Source organism: Gilvibacter sp. SZ-19 (assembly GCF_002163875.1).
In the GTDB taxonomy this organism is placed as follows: Bacteria; Bacteroidota; Bacteroidia; order Flavobacteriales; family Flavobacteriaceae; genus Gilvibacter.
This window is the reverse complement of sequence record NZ_CP019333.1, coordinates 1,875,720-1,900,198: the sequence shown is the minus strand read 5'-3', so window position 1 is coordinate 1,900,198 and position 24,479 is coordinate 1,875,720. Positions and strand designations below refer to the sequence as shown.

20 protein-coding genes and 1 tRNA gene are annotated in these 24,479 nt (G+C 43.9%); 9 read left to right on the top strand and 12 right to left on the bottom strand.

The genetic code is table 11. The features are described 5' to 3' along the window. Together BTO09_RS08785 and BTO09_RS08780 are read right to left on the bottom strand one after the other, a co-directional pair. On the bottom strand, window positions 1-1,107 hold the full coding sequence (locus BTO09_RS08785) for an ABC transporter permease (protein ID WP_087524413.1): 1,107 nt from the start codon (window positions 1,105-1,107) through the stop codon (window positions 1-3). An 8-nt stretch (window positions 1,108-1,115) separates the two neighbouring features. After that, complete coding sequence (locus tag BTO09_RS08780; RefSeq protein ID WP_087524412.1) at window positions 1,116-3,248, bottom strand: carboxy terminal-processing peptidase; 2,133 nt, start codon at window positions 3,246-3,248, stop codon at window positions 1,116-1,118. Between the two features lie 174 nt (window positions 3,249-3,422). Here BTO09_RS08780 and BTO09_RS08775 point away from each other — a divergent pair, with 174 nt between their 5' ends. From BTO09_RS08775 to BTO09_RS08760, 4 genes are read left to right on the top strand one after another with little or no spacing between them, the layout of a single operon-like run. Next, a complete protein-coding gene (locus tag BTO09_RS08775; RefSeq protein WP_087524411.1) occupies window positions 3,423-3,713 on the top strand; it encodes a hypothetical protein in 291 nt (96 codons plus the stop codon). Between the two features lie 3 nt (window positions 3,714-3,716). After that, window positions 3,717-4,829: a lipid-A-disaccharide synthase gene (gene lpxB, locus BTO09_RS08770; RefSeq protein WP_087524410.1), complete on the top strand. Its 1,113-nt coding sequence runs from the start codon at window positions 3,717-3,719 to the stop codon at window positions 4,827-4,829. 39 nt (window positions 4,830-4,868) lie between these two features. After that, window positions 4,869-5,366 carry a C40 family peptidase gene (locus BTO09_RS08765; RefSeq protein WP_087524409.1) on the top strand — a complete coding sequence of 166 codons (498 nt, stop codon included), beginning with the start codon at window positions 4,869-4,871 and terminating at the stop codon, window positions 5,364-5,366. A 50-nt stretch (window positions 5,367-5,416) separates the two neighbouring features. Then, window positions 5,417-7,480: a ComEC/Rec2 family competence protein gene (locus BTO09_RS08760; protein WP_087524408.1), complete on the top strand. Its 2,064-nt coding sequence runs from the start codon at window positions 5,417-5,419 to the stop codon at window positions 7,478-7,480. Here BTO09_RS08760 and BTO09_RS08755 read toward each other — a convergent pair. From BTO09_RS08755 to BTO09_RS08745, 3 genes are all read right to left on the bottom strand, one after another. Then, window positions 7,450-7,989 (bottom strand): thioredoxin fold domain-containing protein, encoded by a 540-nt coding sequence (locus BTO09_RS08755; RefSeq protein ID WP_087524407.1) that lies wholly within the window; start codon window positions 7,987-7,989, stop codon window positions 7,450-7,452. The two genes, BTO09_RS08760 and BTO09_RS08755, sit on opposite strands and share 31 nt — an antisense overlap. A 111-nt stretch (window positions 7,990-8,100) precedes the next feature. Continuing rightward, a complete protein-coding gene (locus tag BTO09_RS08750; RefSeq protein ID WP_087524406.1) occupies window positions 8,101-9,693 on the bottom strand; it encodes a peptide MFS transporter in 1,593 nt (530 codons plus the stop codon). Window positions 9,694-9,718: 25 nt separating this feature from the next. Then, window positions 9,719-11,890 carry a S9 family peptidase gene (locus BTO09_RS08745; RefSeq protein WP_087524405.1) on the bottom strand — a complete coding sequence of 724 codons (2,172 nt, stop codon included), beginning with the start codon at window positions 11,888-11,890 and terminating at the stop codon, window positions 9,719-9,721. 154 nt (window positions 11,891-12,044) lie between these two features. Between BTO09_RS08745 and BTO09_RS08740 the strand changes: the two genes are divergently transcribed. Together BTO09_RS08740 and BTO09_RS08735 are read left to right on the top strand one after the other, a co-directional pair. After that, the gene (locus BTO09_RS08740; RefSeq protein WP_087524404.1) at window positions 12,045-13,355 is read left to right on the top strand and encodes a hydroxymethylglutaryl-CoA reductase, degradative; all 1,311 of its coding nucleotides are present in this window, start codon (window positions 12,045-12,047) and stop codon (window positions 13,353-13,355) included. Window positions 13,356-13,357: 2 nt separating this feature from the next. Next, the gene (locus BTO09_RS08735) at window positions 13,358-14,284 is read left to right on the top strand and encodes a GYDIA family GHMP kinase (protein ID WP_087524403.1); all 927 of its coding nucleotides are present in this window, start codon (window positions 13,358-13,360) and stop codon (window positions 14,282-14,284) included. Between the two features lie 33 nt (window positions 14,285-14,317). Here the strand turns inward: BTO09_RS08735 and BTO09_RS08730 are convergent, their stop codons facing one another. From BTO09_RS08730 to BTO09_RS08700, 7 genes are all read right to left on the bottom strand, one after another. Next, window positions 14,318-16,399 (bottom strand): peptidylprolyl isomerase, encoded by a 2,082-nt coding sequence (locus tag BTO09_RS08730; RefSeq protein WP_087524402.1) that lies wholly within the window; start codon window positions 16,397-16,399, stop codon window positions 14,318-14,320. Between the two features lie 92 nt (window positions 16,400-16,491). Beyond that, entirely contained in the window at window positions 16,492-17,748 is a 1,257-nt protein-coding gene (locus BTO09_RS08725; RefSeq protein ID WP_087524401.1) for a hemolysin family protein, read from the bottom strand. Further along, complete coding sequence (locus tag BTO09_RS08720) at window positions 17,748-17,948, bottom strand: hypothetical protein (protein ID WP_087524400.1); 201 nt, start codon at window positions 17,946-17,948, stop codon at window positions 17,748-17,750. The genes BTO09_RS08725 and BTO09_RS08720 overlap by 1 nt, the downstream gene beginning before the upstream one ends. Further along, window positions 17,938-18,486 (bottom strand): LPS export ABC transporter periplasmic protein LptC, encoded by a 549-nt coding sequence (lptC, locus tag BTO09_RS08715; RefSeq protein WP_232454942.1) that lies wholly within the window; start codon window positions 18,484-18,486, stop codon window positions 17,938-17,940. The genes BTO09_RS08720 and lptC overlap by 11 nt, the downstream gene beginning before the upstream one ends. Before the next feature lie 32 nt (window positions 18,487-18,518). After that, the gene (locus BTO09_RS08710; protein ID WP_087525532.1) at window positions 18,519-19,889 is read right to left on the bottom strand and encodes a hypothetical protein; all 1,371 of its coding nucleotides are present in this window, start codon (window positions 19,887-19,889) and stop codon (window positions 18,519-18,521) included. Window positions 19,890-19,908: 19 nt separating this feature from the next. Then, window positions 19,909-21,150 (bottom strand): hypothetical protein, encoded by a 1,242-nt coding sequence (locus tag BTO09_RS08705; protein ID WP_157663472.1) that lies wholly within the window; start codon window positions 21,148-21,150, stop codon window positions 19,909-19,911. After that, entirely contained in the window at window positions 21,143-21,877 is a 735-nt protein-coding gene (locus tag BTO09_RS08700) for a type III pantothenate kinase (protein ID WP_087524397.1), read from the bottom strand. The genes BTO09_RS08705 and BTO09_RS08700 overlap by 8 nt, the downstream gene beginning before the upstream one ends. 210 nt (window positions 21,878-22,087) lie before the next feature. On the opposite strand from BTO09_RS08700, the gene BTO09_RS08695 reads away from it, so the two are divergent. The 3 genes from BTO09_RS08695 (at window position 22,088) to BTO09_RS08680 (ending at window position 24,375) form a co-directional block, all read left to right on the top strand. Beyond that, window positions 22,088-22,160, top strand: a tRNA-Phe gene (locus tag BTO09_RS08695). 720 nt (window positions 22,161-22,880) lie between these two features. Further along, window positions 22,881-23,507 carry a Crp/Fnr family transcriptional regulator gene (locus BTO09_RS08685; RefSeq protein WP_087524395.1) on the top strand — a complete coding sequence of 209 codons (627 nt, stop codon included), beginning with the start codon at window positions 22,881-22,883 and terminating at the stop codon, window positions 23,505-23,507. A gap of 67 nt (window positions 23,508-23,574) precedes the next feature. Continuing rightward, a complete protein-coding gene (locus tag BTO09_RS08680; RefSeq protein ID WP_087524394.1) occupies window positions 23,575-24,375 on the top strand; it encodes a sulfite exporter TauE/SafE family protein in 801 nt (266 codons plus the stop codon). Window positions 24,376-24,479: the final 104 nt, after the last annotated feature.

Genomic DNA, 24,479 nt, shown 5'->3' with positions numbered 1-24,479 from the left:
TTACATCTTTACATCCAAAGCATCTCTCAAGGCATTACCTATAAGCATAAAGGCCATAACCAAAACCATGATGGCTATTCCTGGTACTATTGCTAAATAGGGTTTACCCAAAACGATATAATTGTAATGGTCTTTGATCATTCCGCCCCAACTAGGCATAGGAGGTTGTGCTCCAATACCTAAAAAGCTCAGTCCGCTTTCAATGAGAATAGCCGCAGCGAAATTGGCAGCAGAGATCACAATTACAGGCGCGAGTATATTTGGAATTATGTGTTTACTGATGATCCTAAAGTTATCGTATCCCAAGGCCTTGGCGGCAGTGACATATTGCATGTTCTTAACGCTCATTACTTGACCCCGAACCACACGGGCCACTTCCACCCACATAGTCAGCCCAACGGCAATGAACACTTGCCAAAAGCCTTTGCCCAAGGCCAAGGTAATAGCAATTACTAACAAGAGGGTTGGGATGGACCAGGTCACATTTATGATCCACATGATGACAGTATCTATACGCCCTCCGAAGTAACCCGCAACAGCACCCAAGGTCATACCTATAAGCAAGGAGATCAGTACAGAGACAAAGCCAATGGCCAATGAAATCCGAATACCTACCAGCATCCGACTCAATAGATCTCGGCCGTATTTGTCTGTACCCAATAGGAACTTTTCATTACGGATATAATTAGTAACGATCTCTTCTGGACTGTCTGCTTGTGGGAACTTAGACAGATGGAACTGCTTTTGCAGGCCTTCTAATCCATCTTGGGCGTACTCGGTAATGACAATGCCTGAATCGGTAAGTTCATAAGCCGCAATAGGCAACTCGGAGTCGCTGGTTTTCCTCCCCGTAAAAAAGGCACTAAGGGCAGATTGTTCTTGCTTCAGCTCGGAAGGAACTGTCAAGAGATCTACTGCAAACCCCGGAGATTGTGAATGTATAGAGACATGCATTTGATTCGCATTACGCGAATTATCTGGAGCCAAGGCGTAGGCGAAGATCGCGACCAATACAGCCACAACCAATAAAATCAAACTAAAAACGCCCCAAAAATTCTTTGTGAATTTTCGGAGCGCTTGTGCTGTTAAGGAATCTGATCTCCCCATAGAGGCATTTAATCTTTGATCTTGGCCAGACTACCTTGTCTTATATTGTTGAGTTTAAGGTCTTCTAATACGCTAACGGCTTCTTCTACATAGATATCGCTTCTAAGGTTCTTGTGCCAGCGCTGTCTGTTTTGGCCCAAGGTAGAATCTATTTCGATCAATCCCAACTCTTTTGGCAAAGACTTGAAGTTTAATCCAGATTGGTAATCCTCTAAGACATCGAAGCGTTTGGCATATTGCTCACGATCTTTGATGGCCTGAGTGTAAGCCTCCAAATTCAAGGAGACCACGTTCTCATCTTGGCGCTGTTTGATCCACTTAGCGTTCTCTTCGATCAGCTTGAGCTCGGCACTTTTAGCCATACGCTCGTTAGACCTTTTAATGGTCGACTCATAATCGATATAGCCATCATAAGGCGAATAGTTCGCCGGAGTGATCTTGTCGTATGGCAGCGGATTGTCATATTCCTTCTCGCCTATGTCCAAATAGGCGTAACGCCCTGGCATAACCACATCACTCTTTACTCCTTCCAATTGGGTAGAACCACCATTAACACGATAATACTTTTGAGTGGTAAGCTTTAAAGCTCCCATATCGCCCATATCGTTGTTGCGCAACCATTGGTTTAGATCGAGTAGGTTTTGAACCGTACCCTTACCGTAAGTTTGTTTGCTTCCGATAATAACGGCGCGCTTGTAATCTTGCATTGCAGCAGCCAAGATCTCTGAGGCCGATGCAGAAGCATCGTTTACCAAAATAACTAGTGGCCCATCCCAAACGATCTCGCTATCGCGATCTGATAGCACTTCCTTACGCTTACCGTTAGAAGCTACCTGAACCACTGGTCCTTCTTTAATGAATAGCCCTGCAATGTCTACTGCAGTTCTCAAAGAACCACCTCCATTGTTTCTAAGGTCAAGCACCAGGCCTTCCATTCCTTGTTGTTTGAGTTCTAGGATCTCCTTTTTTACATCGGCAGCGGCATTGCGCTCCTCATAATCTTGCATGGTAAAATAGAATGCCGGCAAGTTGATGAGTCCGAATTTGCGATCTTCCTTTTCGATAATAGCAGATTTAGCATAGGTCTCTCCTATCTCTACCACATCTCTGGTAATGGTTTCTTCTTCTATGGTCCCGTCTACGCGCTTAATGGTGAGTGTAACCTGCGTACCTTTCGGGCCTTTTATGAGTTTTACTGCGTCGTCTACACGCATACCTACTATACTTGTAGGGTCGGTCTCGTCTTCTTGTCTTACTTTTAAGATAACATCTCCAACCTCGATATGTTCTCCACGCCAAGCCGGACCTCCACTTATAACTTCTACAACTTTGATGTAATCGCTCTGCTTTTGTAAGCGCGCCCCGATACCTTCTAAACGCCCAGACATTTGCAGGTCGAATCGATCTCTATCTGGCGGTGCAAAATAGTTGGTATGCGGATCGAACTGAGTTACTACAGAGTTCAAGAAAACGGCGAAATAGTCATTGCGCTCCAAGTCGTTCACAAAGCTGTAATTGTCGTTAAAGCTGTTCAGCGTAGTCTCACGAGCATCGGCTTCCAACTGTGCTTTGGTCTTGGGTGTATAATCTTCCTCGTTCTCTATTTTGAACAAGTTATCTTCAATATTGTCGTAATAGGTAGAAAGCGTAGTGTATTTGAGTTGTTTTCTCCAACGATCCTTAAGTTCTTTCTTGTTGCTGGCGTAAGGCAGATTCTCGTAGTCTACGTTTATCTCCTCAGAAACAGAAAAATCAAAAGGCTTGTCTAATATTTCCGGATAATAGGTTTGCGCTTCTTTAATGCGCTGATCCAATCTGGAGTAAACCAAATTGAAGAAATCCAGTTCTTTGGCCAGTAATTGGTCATCTATGGACGTCTTGTATTGTTCAAACTCGGCAATATCAGACGCTAGAAAATAACGCTTGATAGGATCTACATTGTTTATAAAGTCTTTGTAAACCGCCTCTGAGAAGCTATCGTCAAATTGTTTGGCATCGTAATGACCCTTTTCCAACACATAGGTGATCAGGTCAATGAGGAGTTTATCTTTATCGGGATCTTCAAAACTTTTAGTGGTAAAACTGCAAGATGCGGCGGCTACAAATACGGCCAACATAAGCAGTTTGAAATTCTTTTTCATTAATCGCATTACATCATCTTTTATAAGCTCTCTAAATTATAGAAAAAACCGTGCCATTCCGCAGTGTGGGTACTAATTTTTTGTTAAACCAAAATCGGGTAAAAAAGCAGTTAAAATGCTTAATTTAGCAGGGACTAAACAAGGATCGAATCTGTTATCGGTCGCTGCGGATTTATGAAACAACGAATACTTAAAGGCCTGCTGGCCGGGCTTGCCTGTAATACCATTGGAGTGCTCCTTTGCGTGTTTATAATTGCACAGGTAAAAGGCCGTGGCTTTGTGTCAACTTTTAATGTTTTTTGGAATAGCGATGCCTTTTGGATGATCTTAGCCTTAGGTGCACTACCCAACCTTTTACTGTTCTTTTGGTTGCTTAAGCGCAACAAAGAGTACGAGGCTCGAGGTGTGGTCATGGCTACTTTCATCACCGCGATCACAACATACATTCTTTATTTTATAGCCTAGCCGATGAAGTATTATATCATTGCCGGAGAAGCTTCAGGAGACCTGCATGGGTCCAACCTGATCAAGGCGCTTAAGAAAGAAGATCCCCAAGCAGAGATCCGCTGCTGGGGTGGAGATCTTATGCAAGCCCAAGGCGCAACGGTGGTGAAACACATTAAAGAACTGGCTTTTATGGGCTTTATAGAAGTAGTTGCCAACCTGGGCACTATTTTAAAGAACATTAAATTCTGCAAGCAAGACATTGCGGCATTTGCTCCAGATGTGCTGATCTTTATAGACTACCCTGGGTTCAATTTTAGAATTGCCGAGTGGGCAAAAAAAGAAGGATATCCAACGCATTACTACATCTCACCACAGCTATGGGCTTGGAAAGAAGGTCGCATCAAAAAGGTAAAACGCGATGTAGACGCCATGTATGTGATCTTGCCTTTTGAAAAAGAATTCTACGAAGAAAAACACAATTTTCCGGTCGAATTTGTAGGCCATCCCTTGCTGGATGCTATTGCGAATAGACCAGTAATAGATCCTAAAAAATTCCGACAAGAACATCAATTGGACGAGCGACCAATCATTGCGCTTTTACCTGGAAGTCGCAAGCAAGAGATCACCACCATGCTCGATGTTATGCTGGACATGGTACCCAAATATCCGGACCACCAATTTGTAATTGCAGGTGCTCCGAGTCAAGAGACCAGCTTTTACGAAAAGATCGTGAACGGTAGAAAGGCCAGTTTTATTCAGAACAAGACCTACGACCTTCTCAGTGTATCCGATGCGGCTTTGGTCACCTCTGGGACCGCTACCTTAGAGACGGCCCTGTTTAAAATCCCTCAAGTTGTCTGTTACAAAGGCAGCTGGATCTCTTATCAAATTGCCAAGCGTCTAATAAAGCTCAATTATATCTCCTTGGTTAATCTCATCTTGGATAAACCAGCCGTAACGGAACTCATTCAAGGAGAATTCAACACTAAAAAATTACAACAGGAACTAGACAAGATCCTAGATCCCGAGCACAGGGAAATGCTCTTTTTAGATTACTTCGCTTTGGAGAAAAAGCTCGGAGGAACAGGGGCAAGCGCTAAAACAGCTGCCTTGATTTATGAATCTATTGCATAAATTTTAGTAAGTTTAAGCAGCCCAAATCTTAAACCTTACATGAAAAAACTATACTTCCTGCCACTTTTTGTGCTACTAATTGCCTGCGGACCTAAACCTAATTCGGGCAACTCCACAGCTTCCAGAACCTATACCAAGACCTCTAAAACAACTAATAAAGCCAAGCAAATTGTCGATTATGCCTTGAGTTTTCAAGGTGTGCGCTACCGCTATGGAGGTACCACCCGTTCTGGAATGGATTGCTCCGGATTGATCTTTAAGTCCTTTGATCAGGCAGGTTTGCAGCTCCCTAGGATTTCTAGAGACATGGCAAAAAGGGGTGTTTCTATCTCTTTGGCAGAGATAAGCCCGGGAGATCTGCTCTTTTTTAAAACCGATAAAAGTAGCCGACAGATCAATCATGTGGGGCTTATAGTTTCTAGCAGTGGCGGTGATGTAGAATTCATCCACGCGACCACCTCCAAAGGAGTGATCATTTCTCGTTTAACGGAAAACTATTGGCGAACGGCCTTTGTCGGTGCCAGACGCGTGCTATAAATCCTTAACTTTTAAGTTTCGTAACACACTTCCCATAAAAGCGTATCGCTATGGGATTTGTAGAATTTCCGCTGGTCCGTTTGGGCCTGGTCTTGTTATTGGGTATTTATGCTGGACCCTCCAGCCCTTTCTCCTTTGATCTACATCTTGAGGTAGCATGCTACTGTGTTCTTCTGCTACTATTCTTGTGTTTTATTCCCTCCGGAGCTCAAAGTAGAACCTACCTCTTCTCTGTACTAGCTTACGGTACTTGCTTTTGCTGCGGAGTTCTTCTTATCCAGGCTAAAGAGCAGCGTTTTAATCTGGTACAGGAGCAACTCAACAAAAAGGTAGCAACTAGCAAGACCCTACGGTTTCAGATAGTCCGTCAGGGCAATGAGACAGCTTACAATGTTAAGTACGAAGCTAAACTGCTCGACAAAGAACAGAGCGGACTACGTTTTTTGGTTCGGTTAAAGAAAGACAGTAGTTGCCATTACCTTCAAATTGGAAGCAGCTGGGAAACTCATTCCAAGCTTACAAAAATAGCCTCGCCAAAGAACCCCGGAAGTTTCGATTATGCCGACTATATGAAATACCAAGGAATAGGGTTCCAATGGAGTGGCGCTACGCATAGCCTAAAACCCTTGCATAAAATTCCTTTGACTTGGCAGGAACGGCCCGCCCTTTGGCAAGCTCAGGCTAGTGGAACATTAGACAAGCATTTACAGCAGCAAGAAAATTTTGAGCTATTGGCCGCCTTGCTCTTAGGCAATAAAAGTCAGCTCGACCCAGAAACCAAGCAGCAATTCGCTACTGCTGGAATAATGCATTTACTCGCTGTCTCTGGCTTGCATCTAGGGATAGTGCTACTATTTACACGCCAGGTGCTTGGATTTCTTAAACGTTTCAAATACGGGCATAAACTATTGTTTCTTTTGACCTTGCTGAGCATTTGGACCTTTGCTCTATTAACGGGAGCTAGTGCTTCTGTGCTACGTGCCGCGACCATGTTTAGCTGCATTCTCTTTGGCAGAACATTTTTAGCCCGCGGTCACAGTATGAATTCGCTATTTGTTTCTCTCTGGATCTTATTGCTGATCGATCCCTTCTTTGCCTTTCAATTAGGGTTTCAGTTAAGTTATATGGCCGTTTTCTTTATCCTCTGGCTTATGCCGGTCTGGAATGCGAGAACGCCTAAAATAAATGGAGTAAAGAAGCTCTGGCAACTCTGCGGAGTCAGCTTAATTGCGCAAGCTGGTACAGCGCCTTTAAGCCTGTATTACTTTCATCAGTTCCCCTTGTATTTCCTATTATCGAATTTGATAGTACTTCCTTTTGTAGGGCTGGTGCTAGTTTATGGAATTATAAGCTTGATCACAGTGATGCTTTGGCCACAGGCCGAACTGCTTTTTATTCCCTTAGAATTCGCTGTGGATCTATTGCGAGCTGTGACCAAATACATCAGTGAGCTGCCAAGGGCAAGCTTTGCAGTTCCTAGCTTTGGGTTTGCTGTTCTTTTGACCTTTCTTTGGAGCAGTCTTTTGGTCGGATGGACCTATTTAAAACGGCCCTTACGCCTGTTTCCTATATCCTTGTGTTTGTGCATTGGATTGGGTATTCTTATACGAATACAACAACCAAAGAAAACCTCAGCGCTAATTATTAGCCAACAATTTGGACGAACGGAACTTTGGCAGCGCCAAGGCAAACAACTGGTCATTTATCAAAGCGACAGCTTGGAAGCCAATTATAGCCGTAGTGCCTATGTGCAAGCAGAGAACATTGCTCAGCTACAGCAGTTGCCCATACCTACCCTGTTCTATTACGCAGGTAATCGCGTACTAGTTATCGATGGCAGTTTTACTCCGGATTTAGACTTGGAACCTATAGATATCCTGCTGCTGACCAGCAATGCCAAAATTCACTTAGAACGTTGGATAAACCGTTACCATCCGAAGCTGATCATAGCAGACGGCAGCTCCTACAACAGTAACAAACAGCGATGGCGTGCTACTGCCAAAAAAGAAAGACTCCCATTTTACGACACTTCGCAACAGGGAGCCTTTGTATTTGAGTACTGGAAAATTTTGCTAAATAAATACTACTCAAATTTACCTTTAAAGTTGTTTTGATAGGCCTCCCAAGCTTCTACGGTAGTGAGGTCCTTATAATCGTCGTTGGCTATCATTTTCAGATAGATCTCTATTTGTTTTGGCGATCGATATCCAGGAAGTGCTTGTATTAATGTGCCGTCTTCTTCAAAGAAAACGATACTCGGATACCCTTGTAAACGCAAGGCATCTGCAAAGAAGTGGGTAGCGTTCCTACCGCGACGGCCTTCTTGATAATTCGGATTGGTATAGACAAAACCTTGATAGTCTACTGGCTCTGTACCCTCTGCATTGAATTTTACCGGGTAGAAATTCTTATTGATGAACCGAGCTACTTTTTTGTTACCGAAAGTATTTCTGTCCATCAACTTACACGGACCACACCAATTGGTGTAAACGTCCATAAAGATCTTTTTGGGCTCTTGCTTTTGAGCAGCTAAGGCTTCGTTCATGGTCATCCATTGGATCTCATTCTGAGCCAGACCGGTCAAAGTCAGCATAAGTAGTAGTAAGGTCAAGTAATTTCTCATCACACAGTCATTTTTCTTTCAGTCGCAAAACTTGGGGTGCATTACAAAAATAGCAAAAAGCGTTCCGTTTTAAGGGAACGCTTTTTTCATTTATGTATTGTTTAACAGGACCTAGCGGATGCCGTGCATCATGCGAACCAAGGTCTTGTTTAGAATAAGCATTACTATACCCGCTCCAACAGGAATAAGGGTAAAGATCAAAAAGAAGGTACTCATCCCGTACTCTTCTACTATAGGATCTATATAAGAACCTGTCCAACCAGCAGTAAGGTTAGCGATAAAGTTCGCCACAAACCAAACACCGAACATAAGTCCTACTAATTTTAAAGGCGCCAATTTACTTACGTATGACAAACCTACTGGAGAGATACACAATTCTCCCAAGGTGTGGAACAAATAAGCCAACACTAAGAAAATCATACTCACAGAAGCCGTTTTAGCGCCTAATGGAATACCCATAGAACCAAAGGCCAAAATGGCAAATCCGAGTCCGAGTAAAATAAGTCCTATAGCAAATTTTACAGGACCGGACGGATTGTACTTACTGGTCCATATCTTGGAGAATAACGGTGCAAAAGCAATGATAAAGAAGGAGTTCAAGATTCCAAACCAGGATGCTTTTACCTCCGCGATATCTTTCGAGAATTCCAGATTCAACATCCAAATGATGATTCCCCAAATGATGATAAAACTAGTTCCCAAGAAAATATTGGAGACCGCATACTTCTGAAAGGTCTGCTTAAAGAGCAAGTAAAGTACATAGGTAATGATCATCATCGGCACCACGGTCAGCAAGGTATTCACGATCTTGAATGTCATGGCTCCATTACCCTCCAATACCCGATCGGTATAATCCGCAGCAAAAATGGTCATAGAACCACCAGCCTGCTCAAAGGCCCACCAGAAGAATACCGTAAAGAATGCAAATACACCAATAACTTTCAAGCGATCTGAAACTACTTTAGATTCTGTGGCTTCGTCCATAACATCTTCCACAGCATCTTTGGTGTCTTCTAGAGCATCTTCTACTACATCGTCAAAGTCATCGGACTGCTTAGGCTTTAAACCGATATTTCCAAAGATCTTCTGCGCAAAGTAGAACTGTAGCATTCCGAAGAACATAAAGATACCGGCCAAACCGAATCCGTAATGCCAACCTACAGTCTCACCTATATAACCACAAAGCAAGATACCTAAGAAAGCTCCGGCGTTGATCCCCATATAGAAAATGGTATAACCCGCATCTTTCTCTTTCCCTTGAGACTTGTATAATTGTCCTACCATAGAAGAGATATTCGGCTTAAAGAGTCCGTTACCAATGATCAAAAGCCCCAGGCCTGCATAAAAGAATAAATCTGCAGTAACCTCCAAGGCCATAGATGCGTGACCCAAGGTCATCAACAAGGCACCCAGTACTACCGCATTGCGATAGCCCATGATCTTATCTGCAATGAAACCACCTATGATGGGGGTAATGTATACCAAACCAGTATACCATCCATAAAGTATTAAGGCCTCAGAGCGTTCCCAACCCCAGCCGCCTTCGCCTAAGATCGCTGCTGTTAAGAACAGTACAAGCAAAGCGCGCATGCCGTAATAAGAAAATCGTTCCCACATCTCTGTGAAGAACAACACAAACAGACCAGAAGGATGTCCTAAGACTGTTCTTTGGTTGGTTTCCGAGCCTCCAAATTTAAATTCCATAAATCTCGATTTAGTTAGTTTTCGTTTATAGGTTTTCCAAAATGAAGTTGGTCATTTTGGTGTATAGATGCAAACGGGTATTCCCGCCGTATATGCCGTGATTTTTATCCGGGTACATGGCCCAATCGAATTGTTTATTTGCCTGTACTAAGGCTTCAACCAGACGTGTAGAGTTCTGCACATGAACGTTGTCATCCGCCGTTCCGTGAACCAAAAGGAAGTCTCCCTTTAGTTTGTCTACATGTGTTATGGGTGAGTTATTGTCATAGCCTCCTGGGTTTTCCTGCGGAGTGCTCATATAACGTTCGGTGTAAATAGTATCATAAAAACGCCAGCTACCCACAGGAGCTACCGCTATGGCCATGCTAAAAGTATCAGCACCTTGGAACAGGCAATTGGCAGACATGAATCCGCCGTAACTCCAACCCCATATACCAATACGATCTCCGTCTATATAAGGCAAGTCAGCTAATTTTTGCGCAGCACCGATCTGGTCTTGCACTTCGTATTTTCCAAGCTCCAACTGGGTCACTTTCTTAAAGTCACGACCTTTTAGACCGGTTCCGCGGCCGTCTACACAAACTACTATGATGTCTTGTTGCGCCAGCATTTGGTGCCAGTAGTCGTTAGAACCTCCCCAGCGATCCGCCACATTTTGAGAGCCCGGCCCAGAGTACTGGTACATAAAGAGCGGGTACTTTTTGTTCGGATCAAAGTCAGAAGGTTTGATCATATACATATTGAGCTCGTTCCCATTGACCTCAATGGTAGAGAACTCCTTTTCAGACATATCGTAGGCTAGCAGTTTTGTTCTGAGTTCTGTATTGTTCAAGATCTCACGGACCTTCTCTCCGTCCAAGGCGTTGTGCAAGGTATACACAGGCGGCACCATGGCACTGGAAAAAGTGTTGATGAAATAGCTAAAGTCCGCAGAAAACGAAGCTGAATTCGTCCCGGGACGCTTGGTGAGCTGCACCTTGTTCTCCCCACTTGGCAAAATGGAATACACATCGCGATAAATACTACCGCGCTCCGAGCTCTGGTAATAAATACGCCCTGTCTTAGTATCGAAGCCGTAATAACGGGTCACTTCCCAATCGCCTTCGGTAACCTGATTGAGCAGCTTCCCGTTTTTGTCGTAGTGGTATATATGATTCCAACCGTCTTTCTCACTGGTCCAGATAAAACTGTTATTGGCCAAAAAGGTCAGGTTGTCGGTTATGTCAACGTAGGCGTCGTCTGTGTCCTGTAAAACCAATTTACTGCTGTTGTTTTGGGCATCGACAAAGACAAGATCTACTGTGTTCTGTTTTCTATTGGTCAATTGAACCGAAAGCACATTTGGGTCTTTGGTCCACTTGATGCGAGGAATGTAGTAAGAGTTGTATGCAGACAGATCCACGTCTGATTTTTTTCCGGAAGCCAGTTCGTAGAGGTGCAAGCTCACGGTTGCATTCTGTTCGCCTGCCTTAGGATATTTAAAGACCTGCTGGGTCTGGTAGAGGTCCTTGCCGTATACATCCATAGAGAATTCAGGAACCTGAGTCTCATCAAAACGAATATAGGCAATATGCGTACCCGCAGCGTTCCAATCGAATGCGCGAACAAAGCCAAATTCTTCCTCGTATACCCAATCTGTGATTCCATTGATTATACGGTTCTTTTTTCCGTCTGTGGTCACCTCTGTGGTAGTTCCGGAAGCCAGATCGCGAACGTAAATATTGTTGTTGTAGCCATAGGCGACCTTAGAACCGTCCGGACTAAAGGTCGGCTCTTGGATAGGCATATCGGCAACCAATTCCAAAGATTCAGAATCCAGATCGTAAACGTAGTAAGTTCCTAGGGTAGATCTTCTGTAAATAGATTGCAGCTGTGTAGCGATCAGCATTTTAGATTCGTCATCGCTTAGTTCGTAGCTGATAATGTAGTCAATACCGTCCAAAGACTGGGTATTAACCAAGGTTCTCACCTTTTCTGAGGTAGCGTAATCGAATACATCAACGGTAGAAGCACGTGCCTTACGGTCGTAATTGAGCACGACATATTCCTTGCCATTGTCTAACGATTGCAGGCGATCCATATACTGGGTTCGGAATTCTCCTTGCCAGATGTCTTCTAAGGTTATTTGTTTTTTTTGTGCAATTCCAAGGGAGGCGCAAAGAAAGAAAACGCCCAAGATCCATTTTGAACCCTGCATAGTCTAAGGGAGTTAAAAAATTGTAAGGCCAAGTTTACTAAAAATTCGTCAAAAAAGGGGCTGTTTTGGTGTTAAATGCACACAAAACCCGCTATTTTTCTACGAGTCCTCCATTTTCAAAATAGTATATTTGCAATGGATTTATTTAGCACTCATGAGTACTCCGATCTCTGGCTTTTCCAAGTTGAGCAAAAGCCAAAAAATCAGCTGGTTGGCTGAAAACTATTTTAACGATGCCCAAGCCGGAATTCGCGTTTTGCAGCAATATTGGAACAGCGACCAAAAACTCCAGCAACTCCACGACGAATTCATAGAGAACACCATCTCGAATTATTATTTACCACTTGGAGTGGCCCCAAACTTTACCATAAATGGTAAGATGTACGCTATTCCTATGGCTATAGAAGAAAGTTCTGTAGTGGCAGCGGCGAGTAATGCAGCTAAATTTTGGTTGGACAAAGGCGGCTTTAAAGCAAAGGTTATCCAATCTGTAAAGAACGGACAGGTCCACCTTAATTTTTACGGCGACAGTAAGCGTTTAGAAGCGTTTTTTAATGAAGTAAAGCCCATCCTACTCGCTGACTGTGAATCTATTACCACTAATATGCGCAAACGCGGCGGAGGAATCCTAGATCTAGAACTCCGCAACAAGACCCAAGAGCTAGCGGGCTATTATCAGTTGCACGCCACTTTTGAGACCTTGGACGCCATGGGCGCTAATTTTATAAATAGTTGTTTGGAACAATTCGCAAGTTCTTTACTTCGAGAAGCAGCTAAATCTACGCTTATCACAGAAGAAGATCGGCTAGAAGTAGTTATGAGCATACTGTCTAACTATGTGCCGGAATGTATCGTGCGGGCAGAAGTGAGTTGTCCGGTAAATGAATTGGCACAGGCCGGCATGAGTGGTCAGGAATTTGCCACCAAGTTTGCTAGAGCGGTTCAAATAGCTCAGACCGAGGTACGCAGAGCCGTGACCCACAACAAAGGCATCATGAATGGTATAGACGCAGTAGTCTTGGCTACTGGGAACGATTTTAGAGCAGTAGAGGCCGGCGTACATGCATACGCGAGTAAAGATGGCCATTACCGCAGTCTTACCCATGCAGCGGTGTCCGATGGTGTATTTCGCTTTTGGATAGAGATTCCATTGGCCATAGGAACAGTAGGAGGCTTGACCAAGCTGCATCCGCTGGTTAAACTTTGTTTTGAGATGTTGGGTAATCCAGGTGCCAAAGAACTTATGCAGATCATGGCCGTTGCTGGACTAGCACTGAATTTTGCTGCCCTCAGATCGCTTACCACGACTGGAATTCAAAAGGGACATATGAAAATGCACCTGATGAACATTCTAAACCAATTAGAAGCGACTCCTCAAGAAAAAGAAGCTGCTATAGAACACTTTAAAGCCAATACGGTGAGCCATGCTGCCGCCGTGAGTTTTTTAGAAAGTCTACGCCCGTAAAGATGGAAAGGTCCTTCCACAGCAACGGAAAACTACTACTCACTGGAGAATATTTAGTACTCGACGGTGCGGAAGCCCTTGCAATACCAACACAAAAAGGTCAAGAATTGCGCGTTAAAGCCACAGGAAATCACGGCTTGCAATGGAACAGTTTTGACCATGAGGGTGCCTTGTGGTTTACTGCGGATTTTGATCTGGCCCGCTTGTCTGACCCCATTACAGATGACCCTGTAAAAGAGCAGCTGCGAAAATTACTCAGCAGCTGTTTGGCCTTAAACCCACAATTTGCCCTCGAACTAAAAGGCACTAAAGCAACCACCCATTTGGAATTTCCTCGAGAATGGGGCTTAGGAAGTTCTTCTACCTTGATCAACAATCTGGCCCAATGGGCAGCGGTAGATCCTTTTGCGCTTTTAGATGCAGCCTTTGGCGGTAGTGGCTACGATATTGCCTGCGCGTACAGCTCAGGACCAATTCGCTATCAGAAACGCAGTTCAGAAGAGCGTTTGGTAACGCCAATAAGTTTGGATTGGCCTTTTACAGATCGGCTGTATTTTGTTTATCTGAATCAGAAAATGAACAGCAAGCTAGGTATAGCGCGTTACCGCAGCAAGTCCAAGCCTCAGGCAAAGATTTTTGAGACAGTTAATGGCCTTGGGGAGCAACTCGTCCTTACGCGCAGCAAAGATGAATTCGATAGCCTAATGCTCCAGCATGAAGAACTCATTGCCCAGGTAATAGATCAGCCGAGAATTCAATCGGAACTCTTTCCTGATTATCAGGCGGGAATCATTAAAAGCTTAGGGGCTTGGGGCGGCGATTTTGTGCTTGTTAGTGGAGACGACACTACGGCCTCTTACTTCAGTTCAAGAGGCTATAAAACAATTATACCCTTTAAAGAAATGGTCATAAAAAAACCCCGAAGCTAAGCCTCAGGGTTTTTTTATAAATATGTTTTTCTACTAGTAGAAAGTAGCGCGGTTATCTTCAATATCCGCAGCTTTCTTAAGAGCGTTGTAAGCGTTTACAGCATCACTTGTACCTTGAGCCTGACGCGCTCTTGCAACAAAAGCACTGTAATCTTCTAGCTCAGGAGCAATGTTCTTAGCCGTTAGACGCACTACGTAAACTCCGTTGTTACCATCTATAGGACCAGAAACTTCTCCTGGCTTTAGACCAAAGGCCGCTCCTACTACTTTAGGTTCTGTGGCAGCTCCAGCAATAGTTGGAGACTTTCTGTTTATAGCCTGCGCCGTTTGAACGGTTTGTGATTGGCTTTGAGCGATCTCTTCTAGGGTAGAACCACTCAATTGCTCGCGGATCATTTTAGCTTTTTTCTGCTTGCGCAAGATAGGAGTTACAATGGCAGAACCTTCTGCATTGCTCATCAAAGCCTTTTCTAGATTTCTGCGAACCAATTGTACAACAGCAAAACCGTCGCCAACGTCAAAACGCTTAATGTCTCCAACAGCAGTTTCTTCGTTAAAGGCCCAATTCACCAAGGTACGTTGTGGTCCTAGTCCAGAGATGTTCTCGTCTAGCTCACCCACTGCATTTACCGGACGCACTCCGTAAGCTCCCTCTTGTGCAACAGCGGCAAAATCGCCTTTTTCTGCAGCCAATTGGAAAGTAGTAGCATCGGTAAAGAGGTTATTGATAGTCTCTTGAGAAGCGCGCAATGACTTGGCTACAGTAGCTAGTTTCACAGCTTCTTGTGGATTCTTCTGATCTAACACCTCGATAATGTGATAGCCAAAATCAGATTTAACTACACCTAAGCTTCCAACTTCTTCTTCAAAAGTGAAATCGCGGAAGGCAGGAACCATACGGTTGTACGGATACCAGTCATAAAGTCCCCCACGCTCGATAGAACCTTGATCTGAACTGAATGCAGAAACCAATTCTTCGAACTTAGAACGATCTGCTCTAAGTACTGTCAATAAGCTGTCTGCGGTTGTTTTGGCCTGAGCTTCAGAACGCAACACGTTGTCTGTTGGGTTAGTACCAACAGGAATCAAAATGTGACGTGCTTTAACTGAATCTGGCAACATGCGCTTAGCTTCAATACGAGTAGCCATAATATATCCACGCTCCTTGTACGGTCCGTAAATATCACCTTCGTTTCGGCTAAAGATAGAATCTGCGATGCTAGCAGGCACTTGTCCTTTGAACAAGAAACGATCGCTATAAGGAATCTCAGATTGACTGTTCACCAAAGCGGCTAGGTCTGTCGTTGTTGCTAAACCGTTAATGGTGTCGTTGATAATGTCGTTGATTTCTTGAGTAGTTGCTAGTTCGTCTGCTGCGGATGCATTACCGGCAAACAGAACATATTGTACATCTACACGTGGATCTACAGTAAAACGCTCTTGGTGATCGCGCATATATGCTTCGATCTCAGCGTCTGTTACTACAGCTTGGTCGTCTGGAATGCTTCCGTAAGGAATCTGCACGTATTGGATATCTACCTTGTCGTTCTCTAGGTGATACTCCCATTTTCCGTCAATTGCAGATGGGCTAGCACTTCCTTGAACCATATTCAAATAAGCCTGTTGTAGCGCCTGAGAAACTACCTCGTTCTCTGTGGCTAGCCACTGGGCGTAGGTCAGGTCATTTTCTTTTTGGAATCTGATGTGTTCTTCTAGTTTGGCATAATCAAAAACTCCAGCCTCGTTGAAGAAATCTGGTTGGTTTTGAAAAGCATCGGTTAGGGCTTTTTTGGTAAAGTTAGCCTCCGCAGTAAAACCTAAGTCTTCTAACTTGCCTTCTAAGATGGCTTTGCGAACCTGCTGCTCCCAAACGATATTGCGAACCTGAGACTGACTGGCAGCTCCTCCGTATTGTCTGGACTGCGCCTCTACAAGGTTGTTGAATGCCACACGGTCTATATCTGTTCCGTTTACAGTAGCGACGTTGCTCTCTACTCCGCCTCCTTTAAGACCGCCATTGTCAATGATACCAGAGATCACAAATGCAAACAAGGCCATCGCGATAATGATGATCAAAAAGATACCTCGTTTACGAATACTATTTAAAATTGCCATTTTACTCGAAAATTTATAGGGTGCGAAAGTACTGTTTTTGGTCGATTAATAAAAGTATGAATCCCTAAAATTCACGGCTTTTTGACCAAAATTTAGTCTTCTTGTAAACGTTTGATTTCGACCAGTTCTATTTTGGTATTGGACACCTCTAAGATATCTACCTTGAACTGCTCTATTTGCAGGCTGTCTCCCTGCTGCGGAATTCCCTCGGTGAAGTAGACGATCATGCCCCCTAGGGTTTCGTAATCGTCGTGCTCTGGCAAGCCCAATTTGTGGGTTTCGTTTATATAATCCACCTCTAAACGGGCAGAGAATCTGTAGTGGTCTTCTGTGAGTACTTCCTCGTGCAGATCGTCACTGTCGTGTTCGTCTTGGATCTCTCCAAAGAGCTCCTCTACAATATCTTCCACGGTCATCATACCAGAAGTTCCTCCGTATTCGTCCAAGACCACGGCTATACTTTTGCGCTTTTTAGTGAGGATATTAAGCACATCTTTGACTAACATGGTCTCTGGAACAAAGACCACCGGCATCAGTACTTTTTTAATATTCTGCGGCTTTTTAAACAGATCAAAGGAATGCACATAGCCGACTATATTGTCTATGTTCTCCTTATAGATCAGGATCTTGGAAAAGCCCGTATTGATAAATGTTTCTCTAAGATCGGCCGTAGCGGTGCTGATATCTACCGCTTCCATTTCCGTACGCGGAACCATGACCTCTCTAGATTTTACTTCAGAAAAATCCAAGGCATTCTGAAATATCTGTATCTCGGTGTCTATGTCGTCATCTTCGTGAGCGATCTCCATTTGCTCCGAGATATAATTTCCCAACTCGGTCTTAGAAAAACTCAACTGAACGGCATCGCCCTCTGTCCTAAAGATGTATTTTAAGACCAGGTCAGAGATCCAAATGACAAATTCAGAGATCACCGAAAAGAGCAAATAAAAGATATAGGCTGGCAAGGCAAAAAGCTTGACAAAGGTATTGGCATACACCTGGAAGAACACTTTTGGTAAAAACTCCGCAGTGATCAAGATCACAATGGTAGACATTAAGGTATGCAACAGAAGCCTTAAGCCATTCTCTTCTATAGGTACGAATTCCATCAACAGATCGCCCATATAAAAACCATAGATCACCAAGGCAATATTATTGCCTACCAACATGGTAGCGATGAATTTAGAAGGTCTTTTGGTAATACGTTTGAGCAGACCGGCCATGAGGTCGTTCTGCTTCTTCTCTATCTCAATATGAATTTTGTTGGATGAGATATAAGCGATCTCCATTCCGGAAAAGAAAGCCGAAAGCAAGATCGAAACCAGAATAATCAGTAGGGTGATCTCCATTATTGATTGCGCTTGTGATCTTCCATCTTACGCCTGAACTTGCGTCTGAAGAAGAACATAAACACAGCCACTACAGCGAACATGGCAAAAAGATAGGCACGACCTCTGTCGACCTCCCAATTGGCGATCACCAAATAAATGGAGAAAGCGGCCATGGCCAAGTATACATATTCAAAAAGCTGAAAAAGTTTAGATCCCATCGTCTGTTTGCGGGTTTTCGTTCTCTATAAGTTGTACGCCTGTGTTCTTACGTGATAGAAAGGTCGTGAAATCTTTGTTAGAATCAAAACTACTACCGTCGTTATAAGAACCGTCGTTGAATTTAATGCGATACGGGCGGTCTGAGAAGATCCAATTGTCGTTCTGATCCCAATAGACCTGATCTGCCAATAGCTGGGTGCTGTCTGAGGTAATTAGCACCACATTGCCCCTTAGATCTACTAGCCCTGTCTGATCATAGCGAATGGCGTAGTCTGCCGTGATGGTGCTCTTTTTGTCGTCTTCGTAAAAGTAGACGGTCACGCCTTCTGGAAACTCCGAATACGAAAAACTGCGGTTGCTAAAATCTAAGAATTTTGGAGCCAATAAGTTGGCCACCACCATGCCAGAATCGGTATGAATGGCATTGGCGTTCTCTCCTATACCTACCGGATCATCACTGGCCAGATTTATGTTTCTGACCTTATCGAAGTCTTCCTGACATGAAAAAAGCGCGATCACAGCCAAAACTGCGATCACGCCTCTTAAGTTTTTATTTTTCAAAGACATCCTTATAGACTAGGAACTTTAACAGATCCGCCCATCCAGCATCCGAAAGAGATGGTCTCTCCTGCACGACCGCTGGTAAAGATATCTTGCTTGCTCGGCGCACGTCCTTGGTAAGAAGATGCAGTTGCATTTGCTGTTCCGGCCAATGAACCGTCTACACGTCCGGCTTTGCGAGCCATTTCTGCAGCTTTCCAGTATACCGCACGCTTAGAGAATACATCTGTACCACAGTTGTTAGCGCTGTCTGCATACATCTTAGCGATTCGCAAGTAGCAGATTCCCATAGATGGCTTAACATCTAAAGCCTTATTGTAGTAGCTTCTCGCTTGTCCGAAGCTTCCCTTCTTACGGAAGTTCTCAGCGATCTGATAGTACACCTTAGCCTGGTCACTCGGATTGGTCTCTAGCTCCGCAGACTGGTTGTAATAGTCTAAGGCTTGAGAGTTGTTACCGTCTTTCTCAGCAAGCTTTCCAAGGTAGAAGGCTGACTTTGCAGAAGGCTCCAAGTTGTGCAGCTGCTGTACCAAACGGAAGAAGATATCTCCGTCATTACAGTCCTTGGCACTCAAACGACCAGCTGCAACGCGTACCCATTTGATATCTCCTTTGCGCTCTTCGAATTGCTTCTCATATAGTGGCACAAGGTTCTCACAATCTGCACGCTGTCCTAATAGGGTGTTGATAGATCCTTTGATCTTTCCGTAGCTATCAGAGTTCTTACTCGCAGCATTTAGCTTTTTAGACTCTTTAGAAGTGATAGTTCCTGCTTCTTCTTTCTCGCTTAGCGTAGAAATGATCTTAGCCATATCACTTTCTTTACCTTCGATCTTAGAGATCAAAAGGTCATATAGTTCAAAGTAATCTTCCAAAGGCATTTGGTTTGCATCTACTAGATCTGTTGCCAGGTTGAAGTAGATGTACAATTGCTTTGGAGAGGTAAAGTTATCCGGATCTGCTTTTTGTGCAGCATCGAAAGCCTTGAACTGCTCCATAGTAGAGCCCATTTTATTGTCGTACTTAAGTTGTGCGATGTCTCCCATTACATCACCTTTTTTGGTCTTAGATGGGAAATGCATCATACGCTCTTCGTACAATTTCATCAGATCGTTTACATCCGCAGTCTTATTGACTCCTTTTTTGATACGATCCTTAAGAAGCTTTTCACCTAATTGATAAAGGGCCAAACTCCATTTTGGGCAATCCTTACGCAATTGCATAAAAGGCTCGTAAGCGGCATCGTAGTTTCCTACTTTGGCACTTTCGTAAAATACGGATCCAGTAGTGGCGCATTCCTCTGCACTTAGCTGTGCGTTTACGCTCAAGCTACTCATAGTTAGTAACGCTACAAGCGCCACAGTTAATCTTGTTTTCATCGCTCTTTTATTTCTCTGGTTAATCATATTTTCTCTTAATGAACCACTTATCGTTCAAAGATAAGCTAATAAACACATTTACGAAATTTTCCTGGACCAATTGAAGATCGGTAGTTCCGCGTCTTCCAAGCTCTACTCCGAGGTTTATATTCGAAATGCGACGTCCAACTGGGAACCCTAATCCAAAAGACATGCCAAACTCATTAATGGATTCTCCAGAAACTACGATTCCTGTATCCTCAAAGCGCACTCCAGCACGATAAGTGATTCGGCTCCAGTAACTTGTAAGTGAATTGTATTTTGGCACGTAGAAACCTCCCAAGCGAACCTTGGTAGCATCTTCGTAAGTGATATTCGGTAGGTCAAAACTTCTGTTGGTCAAAACGCTGGTCCCCTGGCTGATGTATTCTCCTCCAACGAACCACTTGTTCTTTTCTCCCATTCCAAGTCCAAAACTCAAGCGACTTGGAAATTCTATCTCAGAGTCCTGCACAGTAACTTCGGTGATCTCTGCACCTCCGATACCCCCGGTCTCTGTTACCAATACCGTTGCGATCTCTCTAAAGTTCGACACCGTTAGATCGCTACTTGGTGTGTAGGTCATACTAGCTTGTAGTTCTAGCTTTTCTGATAAGGCCTTGGTATAATGTGCTCCCAAGACAAAATTGAGTCCTGAGATATCTGAACGGTTAACTTCTTGCGTACCGAACTGAATATCGTCGTCGTTAAAAAGCCCTTGGTTTCTAATGTTTCCAAAGTTGTATTGGGCTTCAAGCCCTATGTTCAAGCCGTCAAATAGGTTGTATCCAAGCCCTAGGTATACTTTGGTCAGACCTCCGGTACCTGTAAATCGAGTTAGCTGACCATCTGCGCTGTTTTCCAGATCATAACCTACTGCACTGTAAGGGTACAATCCAAAACTGGCACCAAAACGCCCGGCTGGAATCCCAACGATCACGTAATCTAAAGAAGTGATCTGTGTCTTTTCTTTGGCACCACTTTCTTCTAAGTTGGTACTGTTGAACTGACCCCCAACCGAATAATTGGTGTATCGCAGGTTGGCATAAGTGGCCGGGTTCATAACATTGGCGTGAATGCTATCTGAAAAAACACTCATCCCTCCCATGGATTCAAGGTCTACTGTTCCGCGGAACTTAATAAGTCCCAATCCACCAAAAGAATAAGGAGAAGCGGTGTTATTTTGTGCAACTGCACTCAAGCTAAGCAGCAAACAAACTGCCAATACTAAGCATCTATTCATGTAAAGCATTCAATTCGAGAAGGAAGTCAAGACCTTCCAACAAAAAATTTGAGTTGGCAAATATGCCATTTTTTAAGTGATCTCGCAAGATTTGAGCATCTCCTCCTGTTAAAATCACTGTTAAATCGTCAAAGCGAGCTTTAGTCTCGTCTATTGCCCCGTTCAATTCGTGAATTAGGCCTCTAAATGCACCCGCGTGCATGGCGTTGGCTGTGGAGTCTCCCTGGTAGCTTTCGATTTGCTGCGGATCTAATAAAGGCAAATTGGCCGTGAAGTGATGCATGGCCTCATAACGCATCCTTAACCCGGGAGAAATAGCTCCTCCGCGATAACTGCCATCTGCTTCTAAAAGATCGAAGGTCACGCAGGTACCGGCGTCAATAACTAAGCAATTCTGCCCTGGAAAATGCTTGGCTGCCGCGGCAACTAAGGCAATTCTGTCTAAGCCCAACGTCTCTGGCGTGGCGTACAAATTCTTAAAAGGCAGCAGCAAACGATGACTCAGGGGAATAAGCGCCAAGGCCTGATTGAGACCGTTGTAAAGTGCATCAGGGATATGACCAGTAGCAGAGAGTATGGCTTTTTCTAACTGCGGATACTGCTCCAATAGCTGCTCTAACTGTTGGGATTCTGTTCCTGCTTCGCTGTATTTGAGCTCCTGCAGGATGCCGTCTTTAAAAACCGCAAACTTGGTTCTGGTGTTGCCTATGTCTACAATAAGATTCATTGTGAGGACTAATGGCGGTAAATGTACAATTCTGATACAGAACCAACTGTTAATCCCATGCTAAAAACGGCAAGCCGTTTTCTCCAATTTTTTTAACTTTATGTTTTGTGTAAACCAAATAAGGATTATATTTGCCCCCTCCTTCGCTACCCTTGTGGGCAGCTTCGGAGGGCGCAGCCCGCCAAGGTTAACTCCTTAAACGGTCTGGACGGTACCTTAGCTCAGTTGGTAGAGCAACGGACTGAAAATCCGTGTGTCCCTGGTTCGATTCCTGGAGGTACCACTTAACTCAGAAAACCCATGCAGTTTGCATGGGTTTTTTATTTCGAGGCCTCGTGAAAAGCCGCAAGGCTTTTCTAAGTGGCCGCGGAATAAAGAACAAGCTGGCGCAGCCAGCGTGGTTTTCTAATTTCACTTGGGGAAACGAAGGAACATTCGTGACAACGAATGAGCCCTGGAGGTATGCTTTTTGCATTTGCAATAGAGGGACGACAGGAGCATTTACGAAGTAAATGAATCCTGGATTTTCCACTTAACTCAGAAAACCCATGCAGTTAGCATGGGTTTTTTATTTCGAGGCCACGTGGAAAGCCGTCAGGCTTTTCTAAGGGGCCGAGGAATAAAGAACAAGCTGGCGCAGCCAGCGTGGTTTTCTAATTTCACTTGGGGAAACGAAGGAACATTTGCGCTAGCAAATGAATCCTGGTTTTTTCAGCACGAAGCTGGAGCTTCGCGCCAGCGCGGGGATTTATCTGAACAATAAACTCCCCGCGCTAGGGATAGCAGCGGCATCCTTTCTGCCTTGCAGAAAGATATAGCGGATAGCCCGACCTGAACGAAGTGAAGGGAGCGTCCAAAAAAATCAAATCAGGCTTACCGCTCTCGCAGGTATTTTGCTCAAACCTCCTCAGGATGTTTGGTTTTCTTCGAAAACATCGCTCAATAACCCACCACCCCGATAGGAATTAAATTCCACAAAGCCCGTATTTTAGTCAATGCAACTATGGAAGAATTACTCATTGATTTGTACGGCGGGCAGTTCGAACGCGAACTCCTGCAAGAGATAGCAGCCGTTGGTGTTTTTAAGAACGTCCCGGCAGATACCGTATTGATGGATTTTGGCCAATACGTAAAATCGATGCCGCTTTTATTAAAAGGAGCCATTAAGATCATGCGAGAAGATCAGGACGGAGACGAACTGCTGCTCTACTTTTTAGAAAAAGGTGATACTTGTGCCATGACCTTGAGCTGCTGCATGGGCTTTACAAAAAGCGAGATCAAAGCGGTCACAGAAACCGATACCCAACTCATAATGGTACCTGTTCAGCACATGGAGAGCTGGCTGGGCAAATACAAGAGCTGGCGCGGCTTTGTAATGGACAGCTATCACGACAGACTTATGGAGATGTTAGACGCCATTGACTCCATTGCCTTTATGAATTTGGAAGATCGAGTTATGAAATTACTGGCAGAAAAATCGCAAATAACAGGCAGTAAGGATGTGCGCAACACCCATAAAGAAATCGCCCAAGAGCTACATACCTCTAGAGTAGTGATCTCTAGAATTCTCAAAAAACTAGAAAACGAAAAGCGCATTGCGCTACATCGCAGTCATATCACCCTTCTTTAAGACCATGTGTGACCTGAGTTACCGTTTACCACTTTACACCAAACTAAATTTGCCGCTGTAATCAAATATGGAGATCTTGGAAATTTTAGGTTATCTCGGCGCCCTTGTTATAGGATTGGTTTTAGGCCTTATTGGCGGTGGCGGATCGATACTCACAGTACCTGTAATGGTATATCTATTAGGATACAACCCTGTAATAGCAACGGCATATTCTTTATTTGTAGTAGGTGTCTCTGCTTTGGTTGGTGCCTTGCGCAACATACAAAAAGGGCTGGTTGACTTTAGAACGGCCATAGTTTTTGCTATTCCAGCCTTTGCCGCGGTCTACGCTACCCGTAAATACATTATACCAGCAATACCAGAAGAGTTGGCCACCATAAGTGATTTTGTGGTGACCAAGGATATTGCCATCATGATCTTCTTTGCCTTTATTATGCTGCTGGCCTCTTTTTCTATGATCAGCAACAAGAAGCAAAAACAAGAGGAAGCCACAGAAGTAAAATACAACTACCCTTTGATATTGGTAGAAGGATTAGCTGTAGGTGTATTGACAGGTCTTGTTGGCGCCGGCGGTGGATTTCTGATCATTCCTGCTTTGGTCTTGCTGGCAAAATTACCCATGAAAAAAGCAGTAGCCACCTCACTGCTTATCATTGCCATTAAATCTTTGATCGGTTTTATAGGGGATGTAGAGAATTTGGAGATCGATTGGGGCTTCTTACTACCCTTTACTGCTATCTCTGTAGTTGGGATATTCTTAGGTATCTGGATAGGCGGATTCATTGAAGGCAAAAAACTCAAAAAAGCCTTCGGCTGGTTTGTCTTACTTATGGCCGTTTACATCATTTTTATGGAACTTTCGGCTTAAATCTGGCTCATTTCACTCGATTTTATGCGTTTTTTATGATTTTTTATCAAAAACGGCAAGCCCGAGTTTTTGAGTAAAACTTCGTTAATGAAACCGCAAAGCGC

Coding starts and splice junctions, on each gene's coding strand:
- BTO09_RS08720 (WP_087524400.1), bottom strand. CDS start 17,948: ATGGGATCTAAACTTTTTCAGCTTTTTGAATATGTATACTTGGCCATG.
- BTO09_RS08785 (WP_087524413.1), bottom strand. CDS start 1,107: ATGGGGAGATCAGATTCCTTAACAGCACAAGCGCTCCGAAAATTCACA.
- BTO09_RS08755 (WP_087524407.1), bottom strand. CDS start 7,989: ATGAGAAATTACTTGACCTTACTACTACTTATGCTGACTTTGACCGGT.
- BTO09_RS08730 (WP_087524402.1), bottom strand. CDS start 16,399: ATGGCAATTTTAAATAGTATTCGTAAACGAGGTATCTTTTTGATCATC.
- BTO09_RS08750 (WP_087524406.1), bottom strand. CDS start 9,693: ATGGAATTTAAATTTGGAGGCTCGGAAACCAACCAAAGAACAGTCTTA.
- BTO09_RS08710 (WP_087525532.1), bottom strand. CDS start 19,889: ATGAAAACAAGATTAACTGTGGCGCTTGTAGCGTTACTAACTATGAGT.
- BTO09_RS08740 (WP_087524404.1), top strand. CDS start 12,045: ATGAGTACTCCGATCTCTGGCTTTTCCAAGTTGAGCAAAAGCCAAAAA.
- lpxB (WP_087524410.1), top strand. CDS start 3,717: ATGAAGTATTATATCATTGCCGGAGAAGCTTCAGGAGACCTGCATGGG.
- BTO09_RS08775 (WP_087524411.1), top strand. CDS start 3,423: ATGAAACAACGAATACTTAAAGGCCTGCTGGCCGGGCTTGCCTGTAAT.
- BTO09_RS08745 (WP_087524405.1), bottom strand. CDS start 11,890: ATGCAGGGTTCAAAATGGATCTTGGGCGTTTTCTTTCTTTGCGCCTCC.
- BTO09_RS08780 (WP_087524412.1), bottom strand. CDS start 3,248: ATGAAAAAGAATTTCAAACTGCTTATGTTGGCCGTATTTGTAGCCGCC.
- BTO09_RS08725 (WP_087524401.1), bottom strand. CDS start 17,748: ATGGAGATCACCCTACTGATTATTCTGGTTTCGATCTTGCTTTCGGCT.
- BTO09_RS08700 (WP_087524397.1), bottom strand. CDS start 21,877: ATGAATCTTATTGTAGACATAGGCAACACCAGAACCAAGTTTGCGGTT.
- BTO09_RS08735 (WP_087524403.1), top strand. CDS start 13,358: ATGGAAAGGTCCTTCCACAGCAACGGAAAACTACTACTCACTGGAGAA.
- BTO09_RS08680 (WP_087524394.1), top strand. CDS start 23,575: ATGGAGATCTTGGAAATTTTAGGTTATCTCGGCGCCCTTGTTATAGGA.
- BTO09_RS08760 (WP_087524408.1), top strand. CDS start 5,417: ATGGGATTTGTAGAATTTCCGCTGGTCCGTTTGGGCCTGGTCTTGTTA.
- BTO09_RS08685 (WP_087524395.1), top strand. CDS start 22,881: ATGGAAGAATTACTCATTGATTTGTACGGCGGGCAGTTCGAACGCGAA.
- BTO09_RS08705 (WP_157663472.1), bottom strand. CDS start 21,150: ATGAATAGATGCTTAGTATTGGCAGTTTGTTTGCTGCTTAGCTTGAGT.
- BTO09_RS08765 (WP_087524409.1), top strand. CDS start 4,869: ATGAAAAAACTATACTTCCTGCCACTTTTTGTGCTACTAATTGCCTGC.